A 25,342-nucleotide genomic window follows, 5' to 3' on the forward strand; every position below is an offset into this window, starting at 1 on the left:
TAGGCTCAAGAATTTTGCTACACCACTTCCTTCATCCATACCATTACTGATACCAACTTGTGGTTCGCTACACTTGGCGGTAAATACCCGTGACTGGACTTTCACCAGTTAGATTAGTGCCATGCCTGGCACACCGCAAAAGACTACACAATGTAGACACTTATAGTCTACATCGTGTAGTCATGATTGTCAATATGAAATAAATGCAAAACCACTCTTTAATCCACCCTCACCGAAAAACAATGTTCCCCAGCCTTCAAAACCCTACTACTACCATCAGGTAAAACAACCTCCGCATTCGCATTGAATGGAATCATAATCTTAAATTGCATCTCCCCAGAAGGTTCTACATGCCACTCACTTTCATACTCACCATATGGTGTGCGAATACGCCCCTTCGCCCATGCAAGCAACTTACTTGGCTTTGGTGCAATCAGCATCTTCACCTCATCACCCATCCTTGGCGAGAAACCTAAAACATAACGATACATCCATTCCGCAATACTTCCGTATGCATAATGATTTAAGCTGTTCATTCCTGTTCCACTAATACTTCCGTCCTCCAATAGAGAATTCCATCGCTCCCAAACTGTCGTTGCACCAAGTTTTACTTCGAACAACCAGCCTGGATATTCTTCATTTAGCAGTAATTTATACGCCCAATCATTAAGATTATTATCCGATAATGCCTGACAAAGAAACGGTGTTCCCACAAATCCAGAATTCAGATGCCCATCATTCGCAATCAACAATTCCTCCAACGACTTAACAAGATATTCCTTCGCCACCTTAGGATATAATTGAAAATGTAATAGTAGCGCACAAGCTGTTTGTGTCAACTCCTCCACATAGCAATCGTTATCATCAAAATACTCCTTTATAAACTCCGATTTAATCATCTCCGCCAAATGCAAATACTCTTCATAACGGCTATCTTGAATCACATTTGCTGCCTTAGCACAAAGGAGTGCAGATTGATAATAGAATACATTGGCAATCATATGGGGATTTGTCTTTCCAATCGGATTATGAGGATTCCCATTATCAAGTGCTAACCAGTCACCAAGATGATGTCCATTCTTCCATAGATAAGCGTCTTCACTTGCCGCTACCTGCTTTGTAATATAGTCTATCCAATCGCACATAACCCCAAAATGTTGTTTTAGTAACGACTTATCACCATAATGTAGATACAACGTCCAAGGTAGTACGGTTGCAACATCTCCCCATACACAAGCACCATTTGTAACATAGAAAGGATTGATTCCTTCAAATGCTTCTACTTTAGGCATTGGAACAAAGAACGGAACAGAACCAGCTAATCGCTTTTGTTCCTCTTTCAAACTGTGTAAATAGTGATTATAAAAAGCAGCACTATCCATATGAAAGCATGCCGTTGGTGCAAATATTGTCGTATCTCCAGTCCAACCCATTCGTTCATCACGTTGTGGACAGTCCGTAGGAATATCTAAGAAATTGCACTGTTGGGAACGCAGTGTATTTTGCACCAATTTATTTACCATAGCGTTACTTGTTGTAATTGTTCCTGTCTGCTCCATATCCGACATAATCCGGTATGCGGTAAATGTAAGCTTACCCTCTTCTACTAATCTTAACAAAACTTCTTTTCCATCAGGTAAATCCACTCCATTACAATCCACAAGCGTTACCTTAACAAATTGAAAACCGTAGTATGTAAAATGTGGTCGCATCGTTACCATCTCACCATTTGAAGTATAGCAAAATTCAGCCTTTGCAGTACGAAGATTGTCGTTATAGAATGCTCCATTCTGTAGGACTTCTCCATATTGAAGTGTAAGGGTGTAACTCTTTTCAATAATTCCAGTAATCTCTACCCAGCCAGTGATAACTTCGCCAAAATCAAGTAGAAGGTGAGAGGCTGTTTTTGAAATACTTTTACTTTCTATAGCTGCACCACTTGCATCCGATACGTTAGCTGAATCTTCCCCTTTCAGACCACCGATTGAAAGTTTCGAAGCTATGTCTGCGTTATCTAAATATGTTGAAACTACTACAGGCTCAAACTCCGCCACCTTCCTAATTGGAGGATTCGAACGCCCTACTAACAGCGAAGTCGTATCATCAAGAACAGATACCGAAAGTTCTTCCTTCTTTGCTGTCATATCAATATGTTCCCCATCATAGATATTGTTCTCGAATATCTGAGATGTACAAGCCATAAAAGAATCATCCGTATACACACAATCCTTTTCACCATCTGTATACTCAATATGTAGCTCTAACAATACTTTCAGTTTGTCTCCATATAGATTATCAAAGTCATGATCAAAGCCAAAACGCCCCTTATACCAGCCATTTCCCATCAAGATTGATAATGCATTCTCACCCTGTTTTAACTGGTTTGTAACATCAAATGTCTGGTATTCCAAACGATAATCATAGGAATGATACCCTGGAAGTAAATATTCATCACCTACTTTTGTATCATTCATATAGATTTCATATAATCCCAAACCACAAGCATAGATTCTGGCGGTTTTCACTTCCTTTTTGCATAAAACATTTTTATAGAAGAATGGCATTGCTGTTTCACTATCTGCACTAATCCATTTTGCTAAGAATGCCTCTTCCATCTTTGCCGTTTCAAAGTAAGCAGTATCACTCACCATTCTTTGACCAATTACATCCACAATGGTAACGTTCCAGTAATATCTTGTACGTGGTTCTAAATCGAGTTGTATGTCCAATGTATTAAACGCATAATCCATAATAATTTGGCTATCATAGATAATGTCTTTCATACAATTCACATCTTTAGAAACTACAAGATGAAATTCCTTACACTCCTGATTTGCCTCCTGCACTTCCCAGTTAAAATGTAATGTTTCAAAATCATATCCGACAGGATTTATAAGATGATTTGTTTTTAAATTTAATATTTTCATGGCGTTACTCATGCATATCACAAGTCTGCTTGTAATACTGCTCAACTAAATATGGCTGAAAGAATTAACGAGCTGCATGTTCTCCTTTACATCAATTTTCTTTCAACCATTTATATAAATCCCTTATTATTCTGCTACAGTTTCAACTCTTCTCGTCCACAATACGGATCAATTGGACTTATCCCTGTAAATGCACTCTCTCCGCACAATTTATTAACAACAGAATCTAACACGTACTCGTTATTGCTGTAACAGTTAATATATGTTTTAATCATTGGTACATCAAGCAGATGATATGGATTTGCTACACTTACAAATATCGTTGGCACTTCCTCCACAAACCAAGGAACATTGTTTCCCATTCCCCAGAAGGTATACCAGTTAATACGATTTGTCGTCTGGTTACTTGCATTTTCATAATTTCCAATATAGATTACTAAATCATATTTCTCTTTAAATGCAGTTACATTGTCCACGCCCTTATCAAACTCTTCTTTTTCATATGGAATTACGGTAAATCCCTTCTCTTCCAGATTCTTTTTTACAGAAGAAAGTACACGGTCATTCGATGGAAAATGTCCTAACACTTCTAATAACACTCGTTTTGTCTTCTTTGCTGAAATCGGCAAAATGTTCTGCGTATCTTTTACTAATGTAATTGCTTTATCCGCTACTTCCTTCGCCCATTCCACATGTTGCTTGCATCTAAGAATCTTCAATGCCTCTTTCTCTGGAACTAACTTACCTGCTCGTTGCTTACTATGTAGCTTTAGTGCCGCTTTCGTTGCTAGTATTCTTGTATTCGCCTCTAACAATCTTTTTTCAGAAAGAATCCCATTCTTATAACCATCCATCATATATTTAAAATCTTCCGATAAATCTCGATTAAATAGGAACATATCACAACCAGCCTCAATTGCTGTCGGAACGGAATATTCCCGTGCCATTGCAACAGCAAAGCCAACCATTGGTGTTGCATCCGTAATGATTAATCCCTGAAATCCTAACTTATCACGTAAAAGATTTTGTAATAGTTCTTTTGATAACGTTGCAGGAACTATCTTTCCCTTCGTCTCCTCATTGTAATACTCTTGGTACGCTGGCATTGCAATATGACCTGCCATAACAGTCAATGCTCCTGCATCAATTAAATGTTGATACACTTTTCCAAACGTATCATCCCATTCCTCCATATTTAGTGAATTCACACTTGTTAGCAAGTGTTGGTCACGTTCATCTATTCCATCACCCGGAAAATGTTTAATGGAAACAGCAACATCACATTCCTTTGCTGCTCGCATATATTCTGCTGCAAATGTTACAACGGTATCAGGACTATCTCCATACGTTCTTACATTTGTAATCGGATTATGATAGTTTCTATCAATATCAACCACTGGTGCAAACGCCCAGTTGATACCAAGTGCACTCGCCTCTGTACATGCAATCTTGCCAAGACGATACGCATACTTCTTATCACCAGTTGCCGCAACACCTAACTGTTTGCTATATGCCGTTCCATCCATTGCCGCTCCATCACCACCAGCCTCTAGGTTTGACGGAATCAAAAGCGGAATTCTGGAATGTGTCTGCGCGTATTCGAATGTCTTTTGCATCTCTTCACCTAGACCATCCCGAAAGAATAGACCACCAATATGCATATTTAGTAATGCATTCTGTAGATATTCTGGCTCTGTTGAATATCCAATTGGACAAAAAAGTTGTCCGATTTTCTCTTCTAAACTCATCGATTCCAGTGTTGTAGTAACCCAATTTATATCTTCATCACTTAAATAAAACGGTGCTGCTTTTAAGTTCATAGTTTTCCTCCTGTTGCTAATCATCTTAACATTCCTACAAAAACTTTAGTAGTTCCCCAAATCTGCCTAGCCCATATGTCGCTCTTCCATCTCCTGCTGCATCACCAATTCCTGCACAATCAAAACCTCCACGGCAAGCGGCCTCTACTCCTGCAGTTGCATCCTCCACAACCAAACAATCCTGTGGTTGTAACTTTAACTGCTCTGCTGCCTTTAAAAACACTTCTGGATTTGGCTTGGAATATGTTATATTCGTTCCATCGCTAATCACATCAAAGTACGTTCCTAACCCTAATCTATCTAATATATATCTTGCATTCTTACTGGAAGAACCGATTGCCAGTACATAACCTCTTTGTCTTAATTCATCTAAAGTATTCTTTACTTCCTCAGATAGATTCTCAGGACTCATATTCATTAATAGTTCTTTATACAATGTATTTTTCTTTTCCATTAAAACCAGTTTTTCTTTTTCAGAAAGGACGATATCATAGTTTTCAAGAATAATTTCCAAGCTCTCTACTCTGCTTACACCACGCAAGCGATTGTTCACTGTTTCATCAAAGAAAATATTCAAGCTATCTGCAACACTCTTCCACGCTAAATAATGATATTCATCCGTTGAGCAAATCACGCCATCTAAATCAAAAATAATCCCCTTATACTTCATCTTATCAACCATGCCTTTCTCACTCTGTTCTTTTGCTTATCTTTTGGCTTATCTTTGCAATTTCCTTACTCTAAATTCTCTTTCCTACTTCTTCTTACAAACATTTTAGTAATCACCTGTTCATTATTCAGATAGATTAAAAACATAACCAAAATCAATGCTGTCACAATCTGCTGCACAGAAGAACTAACATTTAACCTCGCATACATTAAAGAGATAAACGCTGTCGTTACTGCTCCAAGCATATAACCAATCTTCTCATTGCAGAACCTTCCGATAAATCCACCGATAAACATTGGAAGGAATGCGGTAAACATAACGGCAATTGAACCAAAGTTTAACGACATCTGAATCGTTCCTGTATTACTTGCACTGATAAAACCAACAACTCCCATTAAGCCACCAGCAATCGCATAGCAACCTATTGCATTTTTAATTTCATGTATTCCTAAGTTGACGGACACCTTTTGTCCTGATAACAACGCCTTATATTCATAACCAAATTTACAATAATCAAATAGTACAATCATAATTACCAAGGCAACTACGATTACGCCAATATAGCTTCCGACACTTGGGAAACTTGTCAAATTCTTATTTGCTACAAACGAAACTCCATATCCTTTTGTAATTGCAAATGCCAAACCTTCGTAGAATAGTGCTACTCCTAACGATACAATAATCGGTGGAAGTTTTACTAATACATACAGCACTCCTGATATACAACCTAATACAATTCCTACTACAATTGAAATAACCAACATAAATCCAACAGATAAATTATAGTGAATGCAAACCGATGCACTAATTACAGACGACAATAACGAAATCGAACCAATCGAGAAATCAAATCTTCCTGAATTCAAATTAATAGATAGGGCAAATGTTGTTAACATTACAGAGGCTACTGCACGAAAGAAAGCAATCCAGTTACCTTTTGTTTCAAAAAGTGTAATCCCATTCATTCCACATAATAGCAACATAATAAGTAACGTAGCGACTGGAATCACAGCTATTGCAATAATTTTTTTACTTATGCTTAATTTATTTTTCATACGAATCACCTTTTCAATTTGTCTATTTGCTCTTAGTAGTTTGGGGTTGTTGCAAAATATTTTTCCACGATATACCGCACTTTTGTTTAAGTAATACCCTTGTATATTGTAGGAAATTATATTTTGCAACAAAATCTCTATTTTTAGCCTACTTCATACCTATAATTTCTTCAAAACTATACTTACTAACAAAATCAGAGTAGAAAGCATAATCTGTACCTAATAATGTGTTAAGCATATCTTTTGTATACGCTGGTGCTTCTAAAGAACTGTCTACACCATAGAATTCCTGAAACTCATCATAAGAATTGGCAACCCAGTATCCTTGGTTTAATGCAATTGCATAACCCTCTTCAGTACGAATTGGAGCACCTAACGCCGCACTATATGTTGCAATGAAGATTGGCCCAATACTTGCAGAGAATTTACCAGCTAGATAATCAAGCATTCCGGCTTGCATTGCATCACCAAAACTACTTGCATAGGCATCAACACTGGCAATCTTAACATTTGTTCCTTCAATCGCTGTTCCGAAGAAATCTGAACCATTTCCAACCGCTAATAATACTTCCAAACCTGTTGTCTGTGCCATTTGTCCACATTTTGCAAACCAAGCATCATCCATGTCATATCCACCAACATAACCAAGTAGATTTACATCTCCAATTGCACCTGTATCAATTGCACCATCGGCATAGATTTGCCCTACAATACTATCTTTATCTGTTTTGCCTTTATAGTTTGCTCCATCACCTGCTGATTCTACCATTGCTGTCAACATACCTGCTACACGATAAATGTGCATGTCAGTATAGTAAGGTAATGCACCACCAAAGATTGCAAAGTTTTTCACTCCTTGATCAAGATAATATTTCGCCATGTCGTATCCTGTTTGATACTCCACATCAAGAGAAGGCCCAATTGCACCAACATAATATTCATTTGTTTTATATGTTTCATACTCTGTTTCTGTCAACGTACCAGTTGCAATAGCATAATAAACTTTTGCACTTGCACATTGCGCAACTTGTGCAAGACGGTCAAATGAGGAGAACGAAATAACCGCTTTACAATTGTTTGTAATAAATGTATCAATTGCTGATTTCTCACCTGCTGCATCTTTTAGCTCATCTGAATAAATTAACTCTACATTGTATTGCTTTGCTATGTATCCCGTGTAGTAGTTACGAAATGCCAATGCTTCTGCACTTGTTGCGTCCGATACCAAGATTCCCATCTTAATCTTCTTACTTGTATCTAAGTTTGTCTTTACTGCTGAATCCTCTGTTTTGTCTTCTTGATTTTCATCCGCTTTCTCTGTTGTAACTTCCCCTGTTGTTTTGTTTGCGTTTTTATTGTCTGTATTCTTCCCACACCCAACTAACAATGTTGATGCTACTAACACGACGCAAAGCATTTTTGATACTGCCTTTTTCATAAAATTACCTCCTGTTTGAACTTGATTTATTTTAAGCACATTCGCCTAAAATCAACTACTAGGATGTGTCTGAAAATGCTTGTACTTGGCTGTTCACTCCACTTAGGGTAATGAATTTTCAGACACATATACCTCAAAACTATCTTGGCAACATCTTCTGTCGATTGTCACTTGTCGCAACAAATACAACGAAGATAAAGATTGCCGCTTTCACCATTTGTCCAATTCCTGTGTTCAGATTAAATAGTGTCATAATCTGTCCTAAAAATGTCATTGAAAATGCTCCAATTGTTGCGGCTGTGATTTTACTTCTTGCTCCACCTGACACTGGCATTCCACCAAAAACAATTGCAATAATAACGTCCATACCAACACTAGATGCTGTGTTTTTCGTAAGCGTAGGTGCATATACAATGGATAAAAATGCCCCTAAACCAACGCCAATGCCTGCCATTACGAAAGCAATAATTCCCATCTTCTTGTCCGAGATTCCTGTAAGTTTCGCACAGAGTGGATTCCCTCCAACAAATTTCTGCATACGTCCAATCTTTGTATAGTTAAAGATAAAGATGCAAAGCACAAGAAATATTGCAAATACAGTGATTTTAAATCCTACATTATCAAGTCCTGCTACTGCACTTGCTGGGATGGCAATTTCTGACCCTGTACCATTTGCACTGATTAGTACCAGCACTAACGCATTTAACACACTTAGCATCGCAATGGTTGTAACAAAAACAGGCAAGTTAAATACCGACGCTAGTACCGAATTAAATAAAGAGATACAAACTGCAATTCCAATACAAGTTATAAACATAACAAGCAAACTTTCTGTCTTGTTATACACAATTGCTCCAAGTAATGCACTTACTGCCACCGATGCTCCCAAACTGATATCAAATGAGCCTAATGTATAGATGAATATTGCTCCTGTTGCTACAATTGCAACGACAATGGATTGATTCACAATTGACTTCAAACCATATGTGATATTAATATCTTTTTGAACACCTACTAGAAAAAATGTAGCTATTAGTATTAACAATCCCATTAATGGGGCGACACTTAATACTATCTTTTTTATATCAATCTTCTTCATTCATCATTCCCTCACTTTTTGCCAAACACTAACTGTCCAAGGCTATGTTGTTTAAGTTATCGTTACTATCTTCTAATTCGTTACATCAAATCATATACTCAATAATGTCTGATTCACTTAGCTCTTTCTTCCTAGGAAATTCTTTCTTAATCTCCCCATCTTTCATAACAACAAGTCGGTCTGCCATTCCAATTAATTCTGTCATTTCTTCTGAGATAATAACAATGGACTTTCCTTCTTTCTTCATGTCATACATCAATTGATACATGGCTTGCTTCACACCAATATCAACACCTCTTGTTGGGCAATCCAGAATTAAGATTTCACTGCCTCGTCCAATCCATTTACCAAATACAACTTTTTGTTTGTTTCCACCAGACAATGCAGATACATATTGATTTCTGTTTTGGCATTTAATCTGTAGCAAATTAATTTGCTCATCTACATACTGTTTTTCCGCACCAGATAAAACAAGAATATTTTTATGAGCGATCGTATCCAAACCGCCAATTGCTATATTTTCTTTAATACTTGCATTTAAACAGAGGGATTCCGTATCACGGTCTTTCGCTACATAACCAACTTTTCTTTTCATCGCTTCCGCTTCATTTTTTAATATTTGCTTGTGTATCAAAACATTTCCTGATGCTGGTTTCACAGCTCCAAACATAACCTTGCCAAGCGTATGCATTCCGCAATGCGATAAACCACCGATTCCTAAGATTTCGCCTTTATGCAACTGCAAGTTAAAGTTTTTTAATTCTCCTGCAACATTAATATCCTCTAGTTCTAATACAACTTCAGAATTATATGAACCATTGTAATCACTACGGTAGTAATCACCTTCTAACTCTCTTCCAATCATACTTGTCTTAATTAGCTCTTCATCAAATTCCTCTTTGTCAAATGTTCGGATAATTTTCCCATCTCGTAATACCGTTAAACGATTACATACATTCATAATTTCATCTAAATCATGCGAGATAAAAACTACTGCTTTATTCTCCTTCACCATCTTATTCATTAGATTATATATAATCGTTCTTCCGTTCTGGGAAAGTGCTGTTGTTGTTTCGTCAACAACAAGCACCTCTGGATTCTTCTGCATAACCTTCGCAATCTCGATTAACTTTCTGTCCTGCAAATCCAGTGCTCCTGTTATCCTATCCGCTTTAATATAAGATGCTCCGATTTGATTTAAAACTTCCTGTGCCTTTCGGTTTAATTCCTTTCGATTCACAAAACCATAGCCACGACCTTTATGTATACTCTTAAACTGATCTAACTCACCTAAGAATATATTCTCAGCTACGCTTATTCCTGCAACCGTACCGTTTTCCTGAACAATCATACCAATTCCTTGATTCAGTGCATGAATCATCGTGTCTGGATTCCAGCTCTTTCCTTTATAGAGCATCTCTCCGCTATCGGCTCTTTGCATTCCCGAAACAATCGATGTTACCGTTGATTTTCCCGAACCATTTTCTCCGATTAACCCAAGGATTTCTCCACGGTTAATTGCTATATCTACATTGTTTAGGGCAATCGTTGACCCGAATCTCTTATTCATCTGTTTTACTTCAACAATAACTTCCTTCTTCATAAGCGATATCCTCTCCGTACTAAACACTTATTGTTTTTCAACTGATTATACGTTTATTATATCTCTTTTTTTGAAGTTTACTATTGTCTGTATTATTCAATTGAATTGATGTTTTTTAATCTTTATGTTATGATAGTGTTATATTGTATGATTTTTTTTAATCTGAATGGTTTAAAAATTCAGCCTTAACGATTAGATTACAGAACTATATACAACTCATTCAAAATACACCCACACAAAATTTTTCTGTGAGTGCTAATCGTTCTTCATTTTTTTACAATTACTACGACAACCGTTAAAACTCCAACACCATAGAAAGCAGGTGCTAAATATGACTTTTGAGCTCTTTGAAACCCAGATATATGAATTAAATGAAGATGAGAAATTCTATAGAAGTTATTATTATGCTAGACAGCAAGAATATTCATTAAAAAAATTTCTTGCGAATATTGATTTAGGCGAAGTTAAAAAAAGAAATCTACTCATTCCTGAATTAGCAGAAACCATTCCACCTCGAATGGAAGATTCCTATGTATTTACGGCAAAAGACCAGAAAGACATCGCTGTGCAGAAACACAATCGCTTTTCTCCTGCACTTGAGCATTCTCATACTTTTTTTGAACTATTATTTGTCTATGACGGAAAATGTAGTCAGAAAATTAATGGAAAAGAAATGAATCTTAGAGACGGTGACCTTTGTATTATTCCCCCTGGAAGCAGACACACCGTTGAAGTTTTTGATGAAAGTATCTGTATTAATGTTTTTATTCGTAAAAGTACTTTACAAAATATTTTCTTTAATTTTTTGCGTACCTCGAATGTATTATCCATGTTTTTTCTCAACAATATCTATTCCCAGAATGCCAATGACTATATTATCTTTCATTCTGGGCCAGATATCCATGCACATATCGCAATGTTGCGCACTCTATGGGAATTTACAGAGCAAGATGATTATTACTATTCACTTATTGTTAATACGATAAACAACCTATTTGCTATCTTACTGCGTTACTATTCCGAAAGCGTAGAGATGCCAACCTTTATTGAAAAATCCGATGTACAACGTTTCGCACTGTTGCAGTTTATTCAAAGCAACTATACCAATATTACGTTAGAAGAAATTGCAGAACGGTTTCATTACACACCTGAGTATACTTCAAAATTAATTAAGAAAACGACAGGTCATACATTTACGCACATCCTGCAGTCCATTCGAATCGAACGTGCCCAAATTTTATTGCAGGATACGAATATGACCGTATCGAATATTGCGAACCAAGTTGGCTACGATACAACGGAGCATTTTATCCGTACATTTAAGAAGCTTCTGCATATGACACCAACACAATATAGACAATCGAATATTCGGATATAGAAAGCAAACTATAGTTAAAGTGCCAAGACAGGATGAACTCCATTGCCTTGGCACTTTTTAATTTTCTCGCTATAATCAGATACACCCGAAATTCCAAAAAACCCATATCATTGCTACTAGTAGCTTCTGTAACCCTATGGGAATAGCATAATTTGTTGCGCTACTGAATATCTTCATCGCCTCTCTCTTCATCAATCCATTCTCTCAATTTATTCTGTAATACCTTTTTGTCTGGCAAATACAATTTATATTCAGACGCATAAATATTAGCATCTTTAGGCAAGGTGATTTCTACCAATGCATCATTTTTTTCTTTACATAACAAAATTCCTATTGTAGGATTTTCTGCATCTAATTTTTCATAACGATCATAATAATTTACATACATCTGCATCTGCCCAATATCCTGATGTGTCAGTTTGTCAACCTTTAAGTCTATCAAAACGTAACAGTGTAATAGGCGATTATAAGTAACAAGATCAACATAAAAATCATCCTCATTAAAGGTGAATCGTTTTTGTCTTGCTTCAAATAGATAGCCTTTTCCCATTTCCAGAAGAAATTTTTGTAATTTGTCGATGATTGCTGTTTCTAAATCAGATTCAACATATTTTGCTTTTTCTTCTAATCCGAGAAATTCCAACACGGTTGGTTGTTTCACAATATCCTGCGGTTTTGTAATGACATTGCCCTCTTCTGAAAGACGCATAACCTCTGATTTATCTCTGCTTAATGCCAGCCGCTCATACAAACTGGAATTATATTGTCGTTGCAGTGTTCTTACGCTCCAATTTGACTTAACTGCTTCTATTTCATAAAAACTGCGTTCATCTGCATTTTCAATGCGCATCAATTGCAAATAGTGTGACCAAGATAACTGCAATGACATATTATTATTCAAAAGATTCAATACTGCTTCACTCTTCTCAATTGCAAAAAGGCTAAACACTGTTTCACTTATTCGTTCACGATAAATCAAATAAAATTTTCTAGCATTTTTTAATGTGTCACCAGAAAACCCCCGACCAAATTCATTTAATAACTTTTTTGATAAATTATTAATAATATTTTGCCCATATTTCGCCCTGCTATTTCCTTCCTGCTGCTCCTCCACAATCCATCTTCCTATAGAATAATAAGTCATCAATTGAATGAAATTTACCTGCTTTGCCGCAAGCCCGCGAGCATACTGAATCAAATCCACAGTATTTAAATATAGCCGATCCTCATTGGTTTCTATTTTCGTTATTTCAGTATTTTCATTATGTTCCATTTTATCACCTTCCTTACATACCATAAATATATAACGGTATTTCATGATTTTAACATCAACAAATTCCGACTTATACTACACTAAAATCAGCTGTTTCACCCTCTCCAAATCCATACGCTCCAAAACAAAATCAGCTTCCATATCTGCAATCCTATCTGCATCTTCCTTTGGTGATAGATTCGAATTAATATAACAAGTATGCAGTCCCACTTGCGAACCTCCTACTGTATCCGAATTGTAATCATTTCCAATCATAATTGCAGTAGATGGATCGATCTGATAGGTCTCCAGTAAATATTGATAAAATCTACTATCCGGCTTCATAAATCCGATATCCGAGGACAATGCAATTCCATCGAAGTAAGGCAACAATCCCAACAATTCTAGTTCTCCCTTTGTAAATACCGCTTGCGCATTACTTAGCAGATAGACCTTTTTATTCTTTGCTTTTAATGCCTGTAATAATTCAATTGCACCTTTATAGAGCTTAACATATTTTGTTGATAACGCGCGAAAGATTTGTGCAAGCTGAATACAGCTAGTAAGCGATACTTCGATTCCCTTGTCTTGAAACAATCCTTGATATACATATTCAATTTGAATTTCTCTCTTTATTAAAGCTAAGTTTATGTTTGCATCTGCTTCTGTCTTCTTTTCTAATGACTTATCAGCATCTAGCGCTGTTACCTTATCAAATGCTTGCTTAACAGCCTGCTCAAAAGCCGTTTTTAATTCCTCTGGTGTATAATTTGCCCCTTGGTATTGATAAAGCAAACTCATCTTACTCCATAAATCCCAAGATTCCTCATCAGTACGGATATCTACAAGTGTTCCATATAAATCAAATATATAAGTATTAAACATTTCTTTCAACCTTTCTCATGCAACGGTTTAACACCGCCCATCATATCATTTTGAGGCAATAACTCTTCATTAATATATCTTCTAAATTCATCTGAAATATATTCACCAAATCTCTTCCATATCATTTCCTCATCTGATAAACGCTCTAAAATAGTTACATCAACAACGTTTACAACATCCTCTGTTCCATCTCTCCACATAAGTTCAACCATATCACAATATTGATTAATTAAATCACATTGCTTATTTAAACACAATAATTCAATGAGAGGCTGGCTAATCAATTCACTCGCTAGTACATGTAATAGAATCTCTTCATAATCAGCGAGGTGTTCTTCATAAATAGATTTACCATTCGGCAGTTCCATCATTTGAGCTGCACATGCTTCCTTATTCATAACATTTCCTTATCCCCTTTCCACCAATACTGTGCAATAAGTACACCAACATCTCCAGCAATAGAACCTATAAATTAACACAAACTTCACAGCACCTAACCATGCATTCTCAACTATTATGGATGAATATATTGTCCATGCTTTTTAGTTTTTGTTCCATATTCTATTGCAAATTTAGGGCATCTATGAAGACATCCTAAGCACATAACACATTTGTCTTTTACCCAAACTGGCTTTTTTCCTTTCATCTCAACGGCTTGAACTGGACACTTCTTTGCACAAAGACCACATCCTACACATTCATCTGTAATTGATAAGTTGCTAGTATTTCTTGTATTATTATCATACATCCTCTTACCTATTTTGCCAATTAAAAATGGCACTGTAAGTCCCATATGTTTTCCTTTAACCTTTTGATTCAACTGGCGAATCAGTACATCAATTTCCCTATCTGCCTTCTCATTTATTCCCTTTACTTTCGATGCATCCGAAAGGTCAAACATAGGTGTCCATGTATCAGGCATTTTAATATCAAAGGTTGCATCAAAGGATAGGCCCTTTTCCTTCATAATCTGATTAGCAAACAAAGCTGCTGCTCCTGTTGTAGTTCCATAGGTTCCTATATAAAATGTATACGGTTTTTCTTCAAATTCTATCGTTAACGTATTCAAAAAATCAGAAACAATACTTGGTATTGTAAAGTCATAAGTAGGTGATACAATGCCAACTCTTCCATCAGTAACCTTGTAGCTAAATTGCTTTGACTTAACTGCCTCGTCAATAGCAATTACCATTTCATTATCGTGTTTTATTTTAGAAACTACATGCTTACTGTTTCCTGTTGCTGAAAAATAAAAAATCATTCGCCAAACTTCCTTTCATGTTGCAGTGAGTATTTTCTGGCAGTCCTTAAATTCAGACTACAATTCTATTAATGCTTCTTTTGAGTCCATAGCATCTGCTTAACTGTTCATTTGTTTAAATAGTTGTATTATATCATATATTTTTCATAAAAGAACATCGGTAAAGAAAATCGAGACAGATTAACATGTTATTTAAACAATCATTACACAAAAAAAGAGCCGTGTTCAGTTGTAAAAACTTTACATCAGCTCAATATTATACTATGAGAGTACTAATAGTCTGCTTTTTCCCAAATCCCCCCTCCTCTACATACATTCTGAAACATCACACCCGCTTTTTCCCCTCTTCCGATAAAGGATAGAACCGAATTGGAGAAGCAGAATTCCAATCATAGAAACTAAGTATAAAACTCGAATCTCCCCAAACTCTAACACACTGCCCAAAGACGAAGATACTACCATATCTTTAATCAAACCACCCACCACTGGACCTAATATAAAAGCAATTCCGATAGCCGCGCTATAAAAGTTATCATGCAGTATACGTCCATTTTCAGGCATCAGCTCATAGCGTCGATTGAATACCGCTACTACAAAGCCAGAATTTGCCGCAGCTGCAAACAAAAAAGCAACAGAAATTGTCAGCATATAATTCCCCCCGTTGGATAGAGCTAAAAACATGCCTTCACCCATAAAAAGCCATATAGAACTTGCCAGAACAAATTTATGCCCACGTTTGTCGCTTAGCTTTCCCCATACCCGTAACAAAAGAACTTGCGGTAGAGAAATCAGCATTTGCAAGCCCGTAATGGTAGCATATGGCAAGCCTAGATATCTCATCATGTATAACACGGTAAAGCTATCCGATATATATAGCCAAAAATAAAACAGTGATACATAAAGAACAAAGCCTAAAAATGGTTTATTCTTCATTGGCGTCCTAATAATATCACTTAGTTTATACTTCACCTTTAACAATTCACCTCCAGAAGCATTCGGAATACGCAGAAGAGTAATAACCTCTACAATACTCACCAAAAATGCAATTCCAAAAACAATAAGCAGACCTGTGTATTGCTGACTAGCATTATCTACAATTCTCCCTACCACAAGGGAAAGTATAACTGTAACAACAAGAGAAACCGTCTGACGTAGTGAGATATACTGACCTCGTTTTTTGCCATCAATAAAGTTGACCATCCAGTTGTTAATAACAACTGTCGTTTGCGCCTGTAACGTAAATGCTGTGATTACAACCATTACAAAAACGGGAACTGTCAGCGAGCCAAGTTGAAATTGTGGAATCAAGACAATTAGCAATGTGACCAATCGGGATAATATCGAAAGCAATACTGCCAACTTTTTTCTATTCGTCGCCCTTTCAATCAATGAGGAGAAAAACAGTATTAGAATGCCACATATGTTCGGAATTGCTGTGAGATATCCTATCAGAACATCGCTTGCACCAATGCTTACGGCTAGGCCACTAAGAAAAACACCACTTGTCATAAAAACAAACGCTGTAGACCACGAAAACTGGGCAATAAAATCCCGTTGAGGATTCGACTGGACAAATTTTTTGATATTTTCAATCATTTACATTCTCCTATCCCTTATATTCTCCAATTAAGGACAAACTGCAAAACATTTGGTCAACACACAGAGAAGTCAAGCCACTTTTGTAGTCGTTCCATGTATCATCCACATGTAGTACTTCTGGTAAAGTCTCTGATGGCATCTCTGCATAAAGTATATCTGCAACAATACCTATAGCTTCCTTGCGAAATGCCGGACCACCAAGGCTAAGATATCTCGGATTAAGAGTCAATATAATCCACTTTATAATTGTCGATACTATTTCTGAATATTGCATAATATTTTCTGTAGAACACAACTTTTGCACCAAAGTAAGTTCTCCACCAACTGGCATAAGACCCAACTCTCCAGAGTAATTATTCCATCCTCGTACAAGTCTGCCACCTGACAGAAAACCAGCACTGATACACCCATCATCAAACTGAATATATGCGATATTTAGTTCTTCCTCAGATTCTTGTGGAAACATCTGTTGGTGGCATCGCCCCATACCTATTGTTATGAGATTCAAATCATTTTCTAAAAGGACAGGAATACAAAAATGTTCTCGCAATACCTTTCCAACAACACATTTTTCAAATTCGCCATGGTTATTCTTCCATCTGTATCCATCTTTAACTACTATACCAGGTACACCAATACATATCGAGCGAAGAGTATCCGCAGGAAGCTCCTTTTCCAGCACATCAAGCATCTTGTTCTCCAGATTGTCAGGAGTAAATGAAAAGCTACCTTCCTTAGCAATCTCTCCGAAAAGATTAAGAATAGAATATCGAACCAAAGTATCGTTAACACTAAATGCAGCCCCATAGAATCGTTCAGGGTTCAATTGGTAACGCTCTGCTCTACGTCCACCACTAGAATCATCTTGACCAATAACAAGTATTTCTTTGTTTTCCTGCATCTCACATAGCAATGATCTTACTGTTGTTGTACTGACATTGATATGTTCTGCAAGCTCTGCTCGTGTCGCATTCCCCATTGACCGAAGCATCTCCCGTATATTTGCTTTATTTACTTCTTTCATGTTTTTAGGGTTCATAGAGATAACACTCATCTTTATCTTATCCTTTCTTTTAAAAGACACTTATATAAGTATCTTTTATTATAGAGTGAACCTGTATCACTGTCAAGCGTTTATTCCTGCTATATCTTTAATCTTAACTAGGGCAAAGGTTGTCCCTATACTTTAAAGGGGCTGGATTCTTGGTCGTTCTGCTTTATTAGCCCATAACCTTTCAGCAGGATGTAATTCTCGGGTTTTCTGTGACTTTCGCTTCGTTGCACTCACAAAAAATACCTCGCGGGATATTGCATGCGAACAGTAATCTGCATTTTTTCATTATCAGGATAATTAATAAAAATGAATTTACAATATAGCCAAAAAAAGATATAATTATATCATAGTAATGATATGGAGGTAGTAAAAATGATAATAAAGGCATCTGCGGCTTTAAGGAATGATTATGCGGCAATTTCAAACATGGCAAAGGAAACAAAAGAGCCCATTTATATAACCAAAAATGGTGAAGGGGATTTAGTGCTTATGAGTATCGATGCTTTTGAAAAGCGAGAGCAAACATTGCAACTTCGTGCAAAGGTATTACAGGCAGAACAGGAGCGTTTAGATGGTGCAGAAACATACAGCATCTCAGAAGCAAGGAAGCGCTTGAGGGAGAGAGTAAATGACATATAGAGTTGAAATCCTTCCTACTGCATGGGAAGATTTAAAACGTATAGAAGATTGGTATATCGTACAGTTTAGCATGGAAACAGCTTTAAAAGTAAGTGATGCTATACTTGATGCTATAGAACGTTTAGAGCGCTTTCCTGATTCTGGCTCATTGACACCAGATGAGTGGTTGAATCAGCAAGGCTATCGGATGATTATCTGCGAAAAACACGTTGCTATACACAAGCTGATTCACGATGTTGTTTACATCTATCATATTGGGGACACACGGACTGATTATACAAAGTTGTTTTATTAATAGTGTTAAATGAAAGCATACAAAGATGAAAGGTGTCGTAAAACAACTATGAATATGCTGTTTTACGACCCCCTCATTTGCTTTCTTATTATTACTGAATTTCTTATTATGCTCGATTCACTGAGTTCCTCCATATACCTCCTCATATTGTGCTGTTGCTTCTGATATCTGCGAACTACTCCTATTACATCGTGGCGCAACTAATGAACAATGTTTATGGCAACCAGAACAATATAATTTACTCAAATAGTCAGATAAAGACATTTGTTCAGAAACTGTATCTTCCTGCACGGCATCTATCGTAATTTCCTCTTCCTTTTTAGGTGTAATCGTGGCCTGTGCTGAGGCTATTTGTGCTACATTCTCTGCTGTGTCAGGAAATGCATATATAACAATCTGCTGATAAAGAATGAAAGTTATAAAAGCAACTGCGCAAGTAACAGTAACTACACTTCCGACTTTTTTACTTCGTTCACTCATGGAAAGTTTTTTAATAAAACTAACAAAATATTTTTGATGAAATGCTATATGAATCACTAAAAATCCTAAACATAAATAAGAAGTAATTTTGTGTGACATTACTAATAACTCCAAATTAGTTGGGTTCATTTTAAAAACTACTTGTGACATAGCAATACCTGTAATTAGTATTATAAACATGCAAACAAACAAAGTCATATTAAGTATATACATTATCGTAGACCTTTGGTTTGCTTTTCCTCGCCAGAAGGACTTGGTAACAGTTTTTATCCATGAACCATTCAAAAGCAAATGTCCAATGATTACCCCTGCAAATAATAAACCTGCAATTTCATGAAAAACTATTCCTGTCGCTTTCATACAAATCAAAGCAACAAATATTATAGTCATTAATAGATTAAGAAACATTTTTAACATTAATTTAGGCTTCATAAAAGAATACTCCTTCCTATAAATATCTCATTATCTTGGGAAACAAGTTAATTTATATTTTTATTTATATCTTTATTTTAAGATTAATTATAGAAGATGATTATGTGTAAATCGTGAAGAAGAAGTGATTATTTCGTGAAATTAATAATTCTATTTACAGAGACTAGAATCCACAGATCTTTTTTTACAATACATGATTTAAAGAACTTATCAATCTTCTCTTCTCCTATTCCTCCCCACTCGGCAACTCAACAAAAATCGGCTCATGAAGAACCCTTGGCAAGTACACTTCTAAAACATCCTTACACTTCAATTTAATACTAGAAGTATTCATACAAGGATGACAAGCAAAAAACTCTGGTTCCATAACCTCTCTATCAATTAATAACTGTACTTGATTTTCCGTATCGTTCATCAATCCCATAACACTAACCGAACCAGGTGTTATATCTAAGAATTTCTCCATAAACTCCGCACCAGCAAAAGATAATCTCGCACTATTAATCTGTTTTGATAAATCCTTCGTCTTAAAAACCTTTCTCCCTGGCATCATCAAAAGATAAAATTTTGTCTTTTGTGAATTACATAAGAATAAATTTTTACAGATACTAGTCCCTTCCCCTAATGCTATCTCAACCTTTTCACACGCTTCAATCGTATTCGCTTCCTCATGGTCAACTCTTTCATAATCAATATTTAATTTATCAAGCAAATCATAAACACGAATTTCTTTATCTAATCTACCTTCGTTTGTATCAGGTCTACCCTTTACTAATTCATACATGCTGTCGCCTCCGTATCTTCCAATTCTTTATCAATCCAATTACAAAACTCCTCCTAATGTCCAAAGACAACTCAAAGAGAATTTCAAACATCAACCTACTTTTTTACACCAAATTATACTTCCATCTCTCCAAACTGTAAAGGAGAAAAGCAAGAAACAAAATATAATAATAAATTGCTTATTAATTCTAAAGAATATATATTTCTCTTTCCAAAAACAACCACTTTTATATTTAAATTAATATGCATTTGTGAAACTCTTACTATTCCTGATTATTTCTTAATTAAGGTATGATAACACAAAACAAAAACACATCTTGTGTATAAACTACACAAATTAGAATATCAAATCGCAACACAAAAGGATGAAATTCTCCACATAACATAAAGAATCTCATCCCCCTCTTATATTTATATCCTATACACTATTGTAGCATTACAGCCCTTCTAAAGCACTTTTTGAGTTCCAATTATGCTCCCAAAAGCTCACAGTATATGCAATCAAGCACTTATAACCCCTAAGCTTTCCATAACTTTCACCCATAAAAACATCTTTTCCTAGCACAATAAGAATATTTATTCGACAACCTACTTGTACTTGTGTTTTAAGAATCTTTATTCATTCAACAACCTACCCGTACTTGTGTCCACAACATTCCCAAGCAAAACTTCACTACCTTCCTTAGCTTCTTCGTTGCTGTACACTGACTAAAAAACGATAGCGAAACACCTATAGTACTTCTTAGTGTGTACTCAATACCCTAGAAAGGCGAGGCAAGGACGCCGAGCCAGTCCGAGCTGAGGCAGGATGCCGAATCGAGGACGGTTTCGTAACTTTTAATCACCGCTCCCGTACACACTTAGAAGTACTTAGGTGTGTAGCGTGTTTTGTGTCAGTGTCCAGCAACGAAGAAGCTTCGAAAACCAAACAAGTTTTGCTCCTCAAGCACCCAAAACACAAGTACTCCACAGCCCAAAATGAATAAACCTTCTACTTCTTCTTTTTCACCGCCGCAAACACACTCTGCATAACAATAAAGAAACAAAGCAATGCAGCAATTGCAATCTTCGTCCACCAAGAAGATAATGTACCTTGGAATGTAATGATCGATTCGATCGTACCCTTAATCAATACACCGAACAAACTACCAATAACATTACCAACACCTCCTGTTAATAGTGTTCCGCCAATAACAGAAGAAGCAATTGCCTCCATTTCAAATCCACGCGCCTGCTCAACGAAACCACCGCAAGAATTTAAACAGAATACAAAGCCCGCAAGCGCAGCTAAGAAACCATTCATAACATACACACGTAATTTAATTCTTCTAACGTTTAATCCCATAAGCAATGCCGATTGCTCATTTCCACCAACGGCATAGATCGAACGACCTGACTTTGTGAATTTAAGAAACAAGAATACAATGGCTAACACTACAATTGCAATGAGAACACTTACATAAATGTAAGGATGGGTTGCCACACCCTTTTTATTGTAAGTTGTAATAAAATTAAAATTAATCTTTGTACCAGCCATCTTTAAAAATGTTTCATTCGTTATACTAATCATATCTTTACTAATGATTGCTGTCATACCTCTGGCAAAGAACATACCTGCCAAAGTAACGATAAATGGTTGGATTTTAAGATACGCAACTAAGAAACCTTGTACAAGACCAAATATTGTACCAACGATTAATACAATAATAATACTTACACCAGCACTCATGCCCTTCTTTTCCATCATCCATGCAAGTAACATACAAGTCATACCAATAACCGAACCGATGGAGATGTCGATTCCACCTGTAATCAGTACCATTGTCATACCGGCTGCTGCAATCAGTAATCCCGCATTACTGATGAACAGATTTAGAAACACTTGTGGCTTATTGAAGCCTTTATCATGAAACGCAACTATTCCAGCTAAATATAACACGAAGAATAGAAGGATCGTAATCATTAACAAGAAGTTATTTCCGTCTAATTTTCCTTTTATCTTTTTCGCTATATTCATTATGCCACCTTCTCTCCTATCTTCTCAACTCTCTTCTGTTTCTGATGATTTACAAACTTCTTGAATTCAGGTGATTGTAAAGCAACAATAAGAATTACAACAACGGCTTTATATACAGGTAATTGATCGGCTGAAACACCCATTGCATAAAGGGAAGTTGATAACGCTTGAATGGTAATAGCACCGATAACACTACCTGCAAGGGAGAACTTACCACCGCCCAAACTATTTCCACCAAGGGCAACGGCTAAGATAGCATCTAGTTCTAAGTTTAAACCAACGTTGTTTGCATCAATCGAATAGATTCTTGAAGTTGCAATTGTTCCTGCGATTCCTGCGCACAAACCGCAGAATGCATACGTTAAGAAAATAATTAAAGTCGAATTCAAACCAAGTAAACGGCTGGCTTTTGAGTTAATACCAACACTTTGTATGTACATATTTAACGCAGTCTTTTTTAGTAATACATATGTTAAAATTACTACGATAATTGCAACAAATATCGGTGTTGGAACTGGTACATGAGGTATTGTTGAGCCAAGGTATTTGAAACTGTCCACTTTTATGTATAAGATATTACCTCCTGTAATCAACTGTGCAATACCACGTCCTGCGGTAAATAAAATCAAAGTTGCAACCATTGGTTGAATCCTTAATTTTGCTACAAGGAAACCATTCCATGCACCACACAATGTTGCAACAACTAATGCTCCCACGATTCCTAAGATATAAGGCACATTATAATTTGCTCCGCTTCCTAAGATGGAACAACATACTGCTCCTGCAACTGCCATCGTTGCTCCAACAGAGATGTCTGTACCCGCTGATGATGCAACACACATTGTCATTCCAACTGCTAATATAATCAATTCACTTGAACGATTAATAATATCGATAATATAACCATACAATACACCATTTGAATTAATTGACACTTTGAAAAACGTAGGTGTTTTAATCAAATTCAATAGCAATACGATAACTAAGCAAACAATCGGCCAGAATAAACGATATTTTGTAATGTTTTTTAACTTCTCCCTATTCATCTGCTTCACCTCCCGCAATTGCTTTCATTATGTTATCTTGTGATAACTCTTCTTCCTCAAGTTCTCCAACTTTACGTCCATCACGAAGGATTGCCATACGATTTACGGTACGAAGCATCTCTTCGATTTCAGAAGAGATAAACATAACTGCCATACCTTCACCAGCCAATTTTACAACTAACTTTTGAATCTCTGTCTTTGTACCAACATCAATACCTCTTGTTGGTTCATCAAGAATTAGGAAATCCGGATTCGTCATTAACCAACGGCCAAGAATAACTTTTTGCTGGTTACCACCACTTAACTGTTTAATTGGAGTTTCACGGCTTGCTGTCTTAACTTGCAATATTTCAATATATTTATCTGTAAGCTCTTCCTGCTCTTTCTTACTGATTAGATGGAACATGCCTCGTTTTGCCTGTAGTGCAAGAATCATATTCTCCCGAACTGACAAATCTGCGATAATACCCTCTTCCTTACGATTCTCTGGACAGAATGCCATTCCCGCTTTCATCGCATCGATTGGTGCTTTCACAACTAGTTTTTCACCATTCATAAGAAGCGAACCTTCATCTGCTTTATCTGCACCATAGATTGCTCTTGCAAGTTCGGAACGTCCTGAGCCTAATAATCCAGATAAACCAATTACTTCGCCTTTATGAATTGCTAAATCGAATGGTTTAATCGTTCCTACATGACCTAATCTTTTCGCATCAATTACTCTTTCTCTTTGTTCATCCTCTGTCTGTTTTGCGTTAACCTTCTTAATGGATGCCAAATCATCAAACTCTTTACCCATCATCTTTGCTACTAACTGTACTCTAGGCAAGTTTTCTACTTCATATTCGCCAACTAGTGTACCATTGCGAAGAACCGTTATACGATCACACACTGCATATACCTGTTCTAAAAAATGCGTTACAAATACAATTCCAGTACCTTGTGCCTTTAACTTATTCATCACTTTGAATAGCTTCTCAATCTCAGATTCATCTAAGCTTGATGTTGGCTCATCTAAAATTAGAACTTTTGCTGAGATATCAACAGCTCTTGCGATGGCAACCATCTGCTGTATCGCAACGGAATAATTTTCAAGTGCTCTTGTTACATCGATTTCTATATTAAGGCTGTCAAGTAACTCTTTCGCCTTTATATTCATTGTCTTCCAATCAATTCGCCCGAATTTCATAGGCTCTCTTCCGATAAATATATTCTCCGCAACTGATAAGTTCGGGCAAAGATTTACTTCTTGATACACGGTACTAATCCCATGTTTTTGTGCCTCTTGAGGAGAACGATTGATAATTGTTTCACTTTTCCCATCAATATGAATTTCCCCTGTTTCAAATTCTTCTACACCTGTTAGTACTTTAATTAATGTTGATTTTCCTGCACCATTTTCACCCATCAATGCATGAATCTCTCCTGCACGTAGTGTAAAATCCACATCTGATAATGCTGCTACTCCTGGAAAATTCTTATATATATGCCGCATAGATAATACAATATTCTTTTCGTTTTCCATGTGGACCATCCTTTCATATAAAAAATCAGGTATGAGCCACTACCACTTGGTGGCTTTCCATGGCTCACACCTGACTATATATTG

At 36.4% G+C, this 25,342-nt stretch carries 21 protein-coding genes; 3 read left to right on the forward strand and 18 right to left on the reverse strand.

From position 1 onward, the window contains the following. Window positions 1-218 precede the first annotated feature (218 nt). The 7 genes from RMR19_RS09395 to RMR19_RS09425 all read right to left on the reverse strand — a co-directional run bounded on the left by RMR19_RS09395 (window position 219) and on the right by RMR19_RS09425 (window position 10,612). Window positions 219-2,927, reverse strand: coding sequence for a family 78 glycoside hydrolase catalytic domain (locus RMR19_RS09395; RefSeq protein ID WP_310603235.1), 2,709 nt, complete (start codon window positions 2,925-2,927; stop codon window positions 219-221). 134 nt (window positions 2,928-3,061) lie between these two features. Next, a complete protein-coding gene (locus RMR19_RS09400; RefSeq protein ID WP_310603236.1) occupies window positions 3,062-4,747 on the reverse strand; it encodes a glycoside hydrolase family 3 protein in 1,686 nt (561 codons plus the stop codon). A 34-nt stretch (window positions 4,748-4,781) separates the two neighbouring features. Further along, window positions 4,782-5,417 (reverse strand): beta-phosphoglucomutase, encoded by a 636-nt coding sequence (gene pgmB, locus RMR19_RS09405; protein WP_310603282.1) that lies wholly within the window; start codon window positions 5,415-5,417, stop codon window positions 4,782-4,784. A gap of 65 nt (window positions 5,418-5,482) precedes the next feature. After that, window positions 5,483-6,472 (reverse strand): ABC transporter permease, encoded by a 990-nt coding sequence (locus RMR19_RS09410; RefSeq protein ID WP_310603237.1) that lies wholly within the window; start codon window positions 6,470-6,472, stop codon window positions 5,483-5,485. 148 nt (window positions 6,473-6,620) lie between these two features. Beyond that, a complete protein-coding gene (locus tag RMR19_RS09415) occupies window positions 6,621-7,910 on the reverse strand; it encodes a hypothetical protein (protein WP_310603238.1) in 1,290 nt (429 codons plus the stop codon). 139 nt (window positions 7,911-8,049) lie between these two features. Then, on the reverse strand, window positions 8,050-9,009 hold the full coding sequence (locus RMR19_RS09420; protein ID WP_310603239.1) for an ABC transporter permease: 960 nt from the start codon (window positions 9,007-9,009) through the stop codon (window positions 8,050-8,052). 85 nt (window positions 9,010-9,094) lie between these two features. Further along, window positions 9,095-10,612: a sugar ABC transporter ATP-binding protein gene (locus RMR19_RS09425; RefSeq protein ID WP_310603240.1), complete on the reverse strand. Its 1,518-nt coding sequence runs from the start codon at window positions 10,610-10,612 to the stop codon at window positions 9,095-9,097. A gap of 331 nt (window positions 10,613-10,943) precedes the next feature. Between RMR19_RS09425 and RMR19_RS09430 the strand changes: the two genes are divergently transcribed. Continuing rightward, window positions 10,944-11,990 carry an AraC family transcriptional regulator gene (locus tag RMR19_RS09430; protein WP_310603241.1) on the forward strand — a complete coding sequence of 349 codons (1,047 nt, stop codon included), beginning with the start codon at window positions 10,944-10,946 and terminating at the stop codon, window positions 11,988-11,990. Between the two features lie 160 nt (window positions 11,991-12,150). On the opposite strand, the gene RMR19_RS09435 is transcribed toward RMR19_RS09430, so the two are convergent. From RMR19_RS09435 to RMR19_RS09460, 6 genes are all read right to left on the reverse strand, one after another. Continuing rightward, complete coding sequence (locus RMR19_RS09435) at window positions 12,151-13,263, reverse strand: PDDEXK nuclease domain-containing protein (RefSeq protein ID WP_310603242.1); 1,113 nt, start codon at window positions 13,261-13,263, stop codon at window positions 12,151-12,153. A 75-nt stretch (window positions 13,264-13,338) separates the two neighbouring features. Next, window positions 13,339-14,127 carry an HAD family hydrolase gene (locus RMR19_RS09440; protein ID WP_310603243.1) on the reverse strand — a complete coding sequence of 263 codons (789 nt, stop codon included), beginning with the start codon at window positions 14,125-14,127 and terminating at the stop codon, window positions 13,339-13,341. A 5-nt stretch (window positions 14,128-14,132) separates the two neighbouring features. Further along, entirely contained in the window at window positions 14,133-14,525 is a 393-nt protein-coding gene (locus RMR19_RS09445) for a DUF7674 family protein (RefSeq protein ID WP_310603244.1), read from the reverse strand. A 116-nt stretch (window positions 14,526-14,641) separates the two neighbouring features. Continuing rightward, window positions 14,642-15,388, reverse strand: coding sequence for an EFR1 family ferrodoxin (locus RMR19_RS09450; RefSeq protein ID WP_310603245.1), 747 nt, complete (start codon window positions 15,386-15,388; stop codon window positions 14,642-14,644). A gap of 306 nt (window positions 15,389-15,694) precedes the next feature. After that, window positions 15,695-16,984: an MFS transporter gene (locus RMR19_RS09455; protein WP_310603246.1), complete on the reverse strand. Its 1,290-nt coding sequence runs from the start codon at window positions 16,982-16,984 to the stop codon at window positions 15,695-15,697. A gap of 10 nt (window positions 16,985-16,994) precedes the next feature. Beyond that, entirely contained in the window at window positions 16,995-18,011 is a 1,017-nt protein-coding gene (locus tag RMR19_RS09460; protein WP_310603247.1) for an ROK family protein, read from the reverse strand. Window positions 18,012-18,413: 402 nt separating this feature from the next. Here RMR19_RS09460 and RMR19_RS09465 point away from each other — a divergent pair, with 402 nt between their 5' ends. Beyond that, window positions 18,414-18,680 (forward strand): type II toxin-antitoxin system prevent-host-death family antitoxin, encoded by a 267-nt coding sequence (locus RMR19_RS09465; RefSeq protein ID WP_310603248.1) that lies wholly within the window; start codon window positions 18,414-18,416, stop codon window positions 18,678-18,680. Continuing rightward, entirely contained in the window at window positions 18,670-18,975 is a 306-nt protein-coding gene (locus RMR19_RS09470) for a type II toxin-antitoxin system RelE/ParE family toxin (protein ID WP_310603249.1), read from the forward strand. The genes RMR19_RS09465 and RMR19_RS09470 overlap by 11 nt, the downstream gene beginning before the upstream one ends. 117 nt (window positions 18,976-19,092) lie before the next feature. Here the strand turns inward: RMR19_RS09470 and RMR19_RS09475 are convergent, their stop codons facing one another. The 5 genes from RMR19_RS09475 to RMR19_RS09495 all read right to left on the reverse strand — a co-directional run bounded on the left by RMR19_RS09475 (window position 19,093) and on the right by RMR19_RS09495 (window position 25,258). Continuing rightward, complete coding sequence (locus tag RMR19_RS09475) at window positions 19,093-19,887, reverse strand: cytochrome b/b6 domain-containing protein (RefSeq protein ID WP_310603250.1); 795 nt, start codon at window positions 19,885-19,887, stop codon at window positions 19,093-19,095. A 226-nt stretch (window positions 19,888-20,113) separates the two neighbouring features. After that, entirely contained in the window at window positions 20,114-20,671 is a 558-nt protein-coding gene (locus tag RMR19_RS09480; RefSeq protein WP_310603251.1) for a prolyl-tRNA synthetase associated domain-containing protein, read from the reverse strand. 990 nt (window positions 20,672-21,661) lie between these two features. Beyond that, a complete protein-coding gene (locus tag RMR19_RS09485) occupies window positions 21,662-22,687 on the reverse strand; it encodes an ABC transporter permease subunit (RefSeq protein ID WP_310603252.1) in 1,026 nt (341 codons plus the stop codon). Beyond that, window positions 22,687-23,733 carry an ABC transporter permease gene (locus RMR19_RS09490; protein ID WP_310603253.1) on the reverse strand — a complete coding sequence of 349 codons (1,047 nt, stop codon included), beginning with the start codon at window positions 23,731-23,733 and terminating at the stop codon, window positions 22,687-22,689. Before RMR19_RS09490 ends, RMR19_RS09485 begins: the two co-directional genes overlap by 1 nt. Next, entirely contained in the window at window positions 23,726-25,258 is a 1,533-nt protein-coding gene (locus RMR19_RS09495) for a sugar ABC transporter ATP-binding protein (RefSeq protein WP_310603254.1), read from the reverse strand. The genes RMR19_RS09490 and RMR19_RS09495 overlap by 8 nt, the downstream gene beginning before the upstream one ends. Window positions 25,259-25,342: the final 84 nt, after the last annotated feature.

Origin of the sequence: Anaerosporobacter sp., assembly GCF_031551385.1 — a bacterium.
Taxonomy (GTDB): Bacteria; Bacillota; Clostridia; order Lachnospirales; family Lachnospiraceae; genus Anaerosporobacter.

Excerpts from the sequence above, each read along its gene's own strand:
- RMR19_RS09395 (WP_310603235.1), bottom strand. The coding sequence starts at position 2,927 with ATGAAAATATTAAATTTAAAAACAAATCATCTTATAAATCCTGTCGGA.
- RMR19_RS09400 (WP_310603236.1), bottom strand. The coding sequence starts at position 4,747 with ATGAACTTAAAAGCAGCACCGTTTTATTTAAGTGATGAAGATATAAAT.
- pgmB (WP_310603282.1), bottom strand. The coding sequence starts at position 5,417 with ATGAAGTATAAGGGGATTATTTTTGATTTAGATGGCGTGATTTGCTCA.
- RMR19_RS09410 (WP_310603237.1), bottom strand. The coding sequence starts at position 6,472 with ATGAAAAATAAATTAAGCATAAGTAAAAAAATTATTGCAATAGCTGTG.
- RMR19_RS09415 (WP_310603238.1), bottom strand. The coding sequence starts at position 7,910 with ATGAAAAAGGCAGTATCAAAAATGCTTTGCGTCGTGTTAGTAGCATCA.
- RMR19_RS09420 (WP_310603239.1), bottom strand. The coding sequence starts at position 9,009 with ATGAAGAAGATTGATATAAAAAAGATAGTATTAAGTGTCGCCCCATTA.
- RMR19_RS09425 (WP_310603240.1), bottom strand. The coding sequence starts at position 10,612 with ATGAAGAAGGAAGTTATTGTTGAAGTAAAACAGATGAATAAGAGATTC.
- RMR19_RS09430 (WP_310603241.1), top strand. The coding sequence starts at position 10,944 with ATGACTTTTGAGCTCTTTGAAACCCAGATATATGAATTAAATGAAGAT.
- RMR19_RS09435 (WP_310603242.1), bottom strand. The coding sequence starts at position 13,263 with ATGGAACATAATGAAAATACTGAAATAACGAAAATAGAAACCAATGAG.
- RMR19_RS09440 (WP_310603243.1), bottom strand. The coding sequence starts at position 14,127 with ATGTTTAATACTTATATATTTGATTTATATGGAACACTTGTAGATATC.
- RMR19_RS09445 (WP_310603244.1), bottom strand. The coding sequence starts at position 14,525 with ATGAATAAGGAAGCATGTGCAGCTCAAATGATGGAACTGCCGAATGGT.
- RMR19_RS09450 (WP_310603245.1), bottom strand. The coding sequence starts at position 15,388 with ATGATTTTTTATTTTTCAGCAACAGGAAACAGTAAGCATGTAGTTTCT.
- RMR19_RS09455 (WP_310603246.1), bottom strand. The coding sequence starts at position 16,984 with ATGATTGAAAATATCAAAAAATTTGTCCAGTCGAATCCTCAACGGGAT.
- RMR19_RS09460 (WP_310603247.1), bottom strand. The coding sequence starts at position 18,011 with ATGAAAGAAGTAAATAAAGCAAATATACGGGAGATGCTTCGGTCAATG.
- RMR19_RS09465 (WP_310603248.1), top strand. The coding sequence starts at position 18,414 with ATGATAATAAAGGCATCTGCGGCTTTAAGGAATGATTATGCGGCAATT.
- RMR19_RS09470 (WP_310603249.1), top strand. The coding sequence starts at position 18,670 with ATGACATATAGAGTTGAAATCCTTCCTACTGCATGGGAAGATTTAAAA.
- RMR19_RS09475 (WP_310603250.1), bottom strand. The coding sequence starts at position 19,887 with ATGAAGCCTAAATTAATGTTAAAAATGTTTCTTAATCTATTAATGACT.
- RMR19_RS09480 (WP_310603251.1), bottom strand. The coding sequence starts at position 20,671 with ATGTATGAATTAGTAAAGGGTAGACCTGATACAAACGAAGGTAGATTA.
- RMR19_RS09485 (WP_310603252.1), bottom strand. The coding sequence starts at position 22,687 with ATGAATATAGCGAAAAAGATAAAAGGAAAATTAGACGGAAATAACTTC.
- RMR19_RS09490 (WP_310603253.1), bottom strand. The coding sequence starts at position 23,733 with ATGAATAGGGAGAAGTTAAAAAACATTACAAAATATCGTTTATTCTGG.
- RMR19_RS09495 (WP_310603254.1), bottom strand. The coding sequence starts at position 25,258 with ATGGAAAACGAAAAGAATATTGTATTATCTATGCGGCATATATATAAG.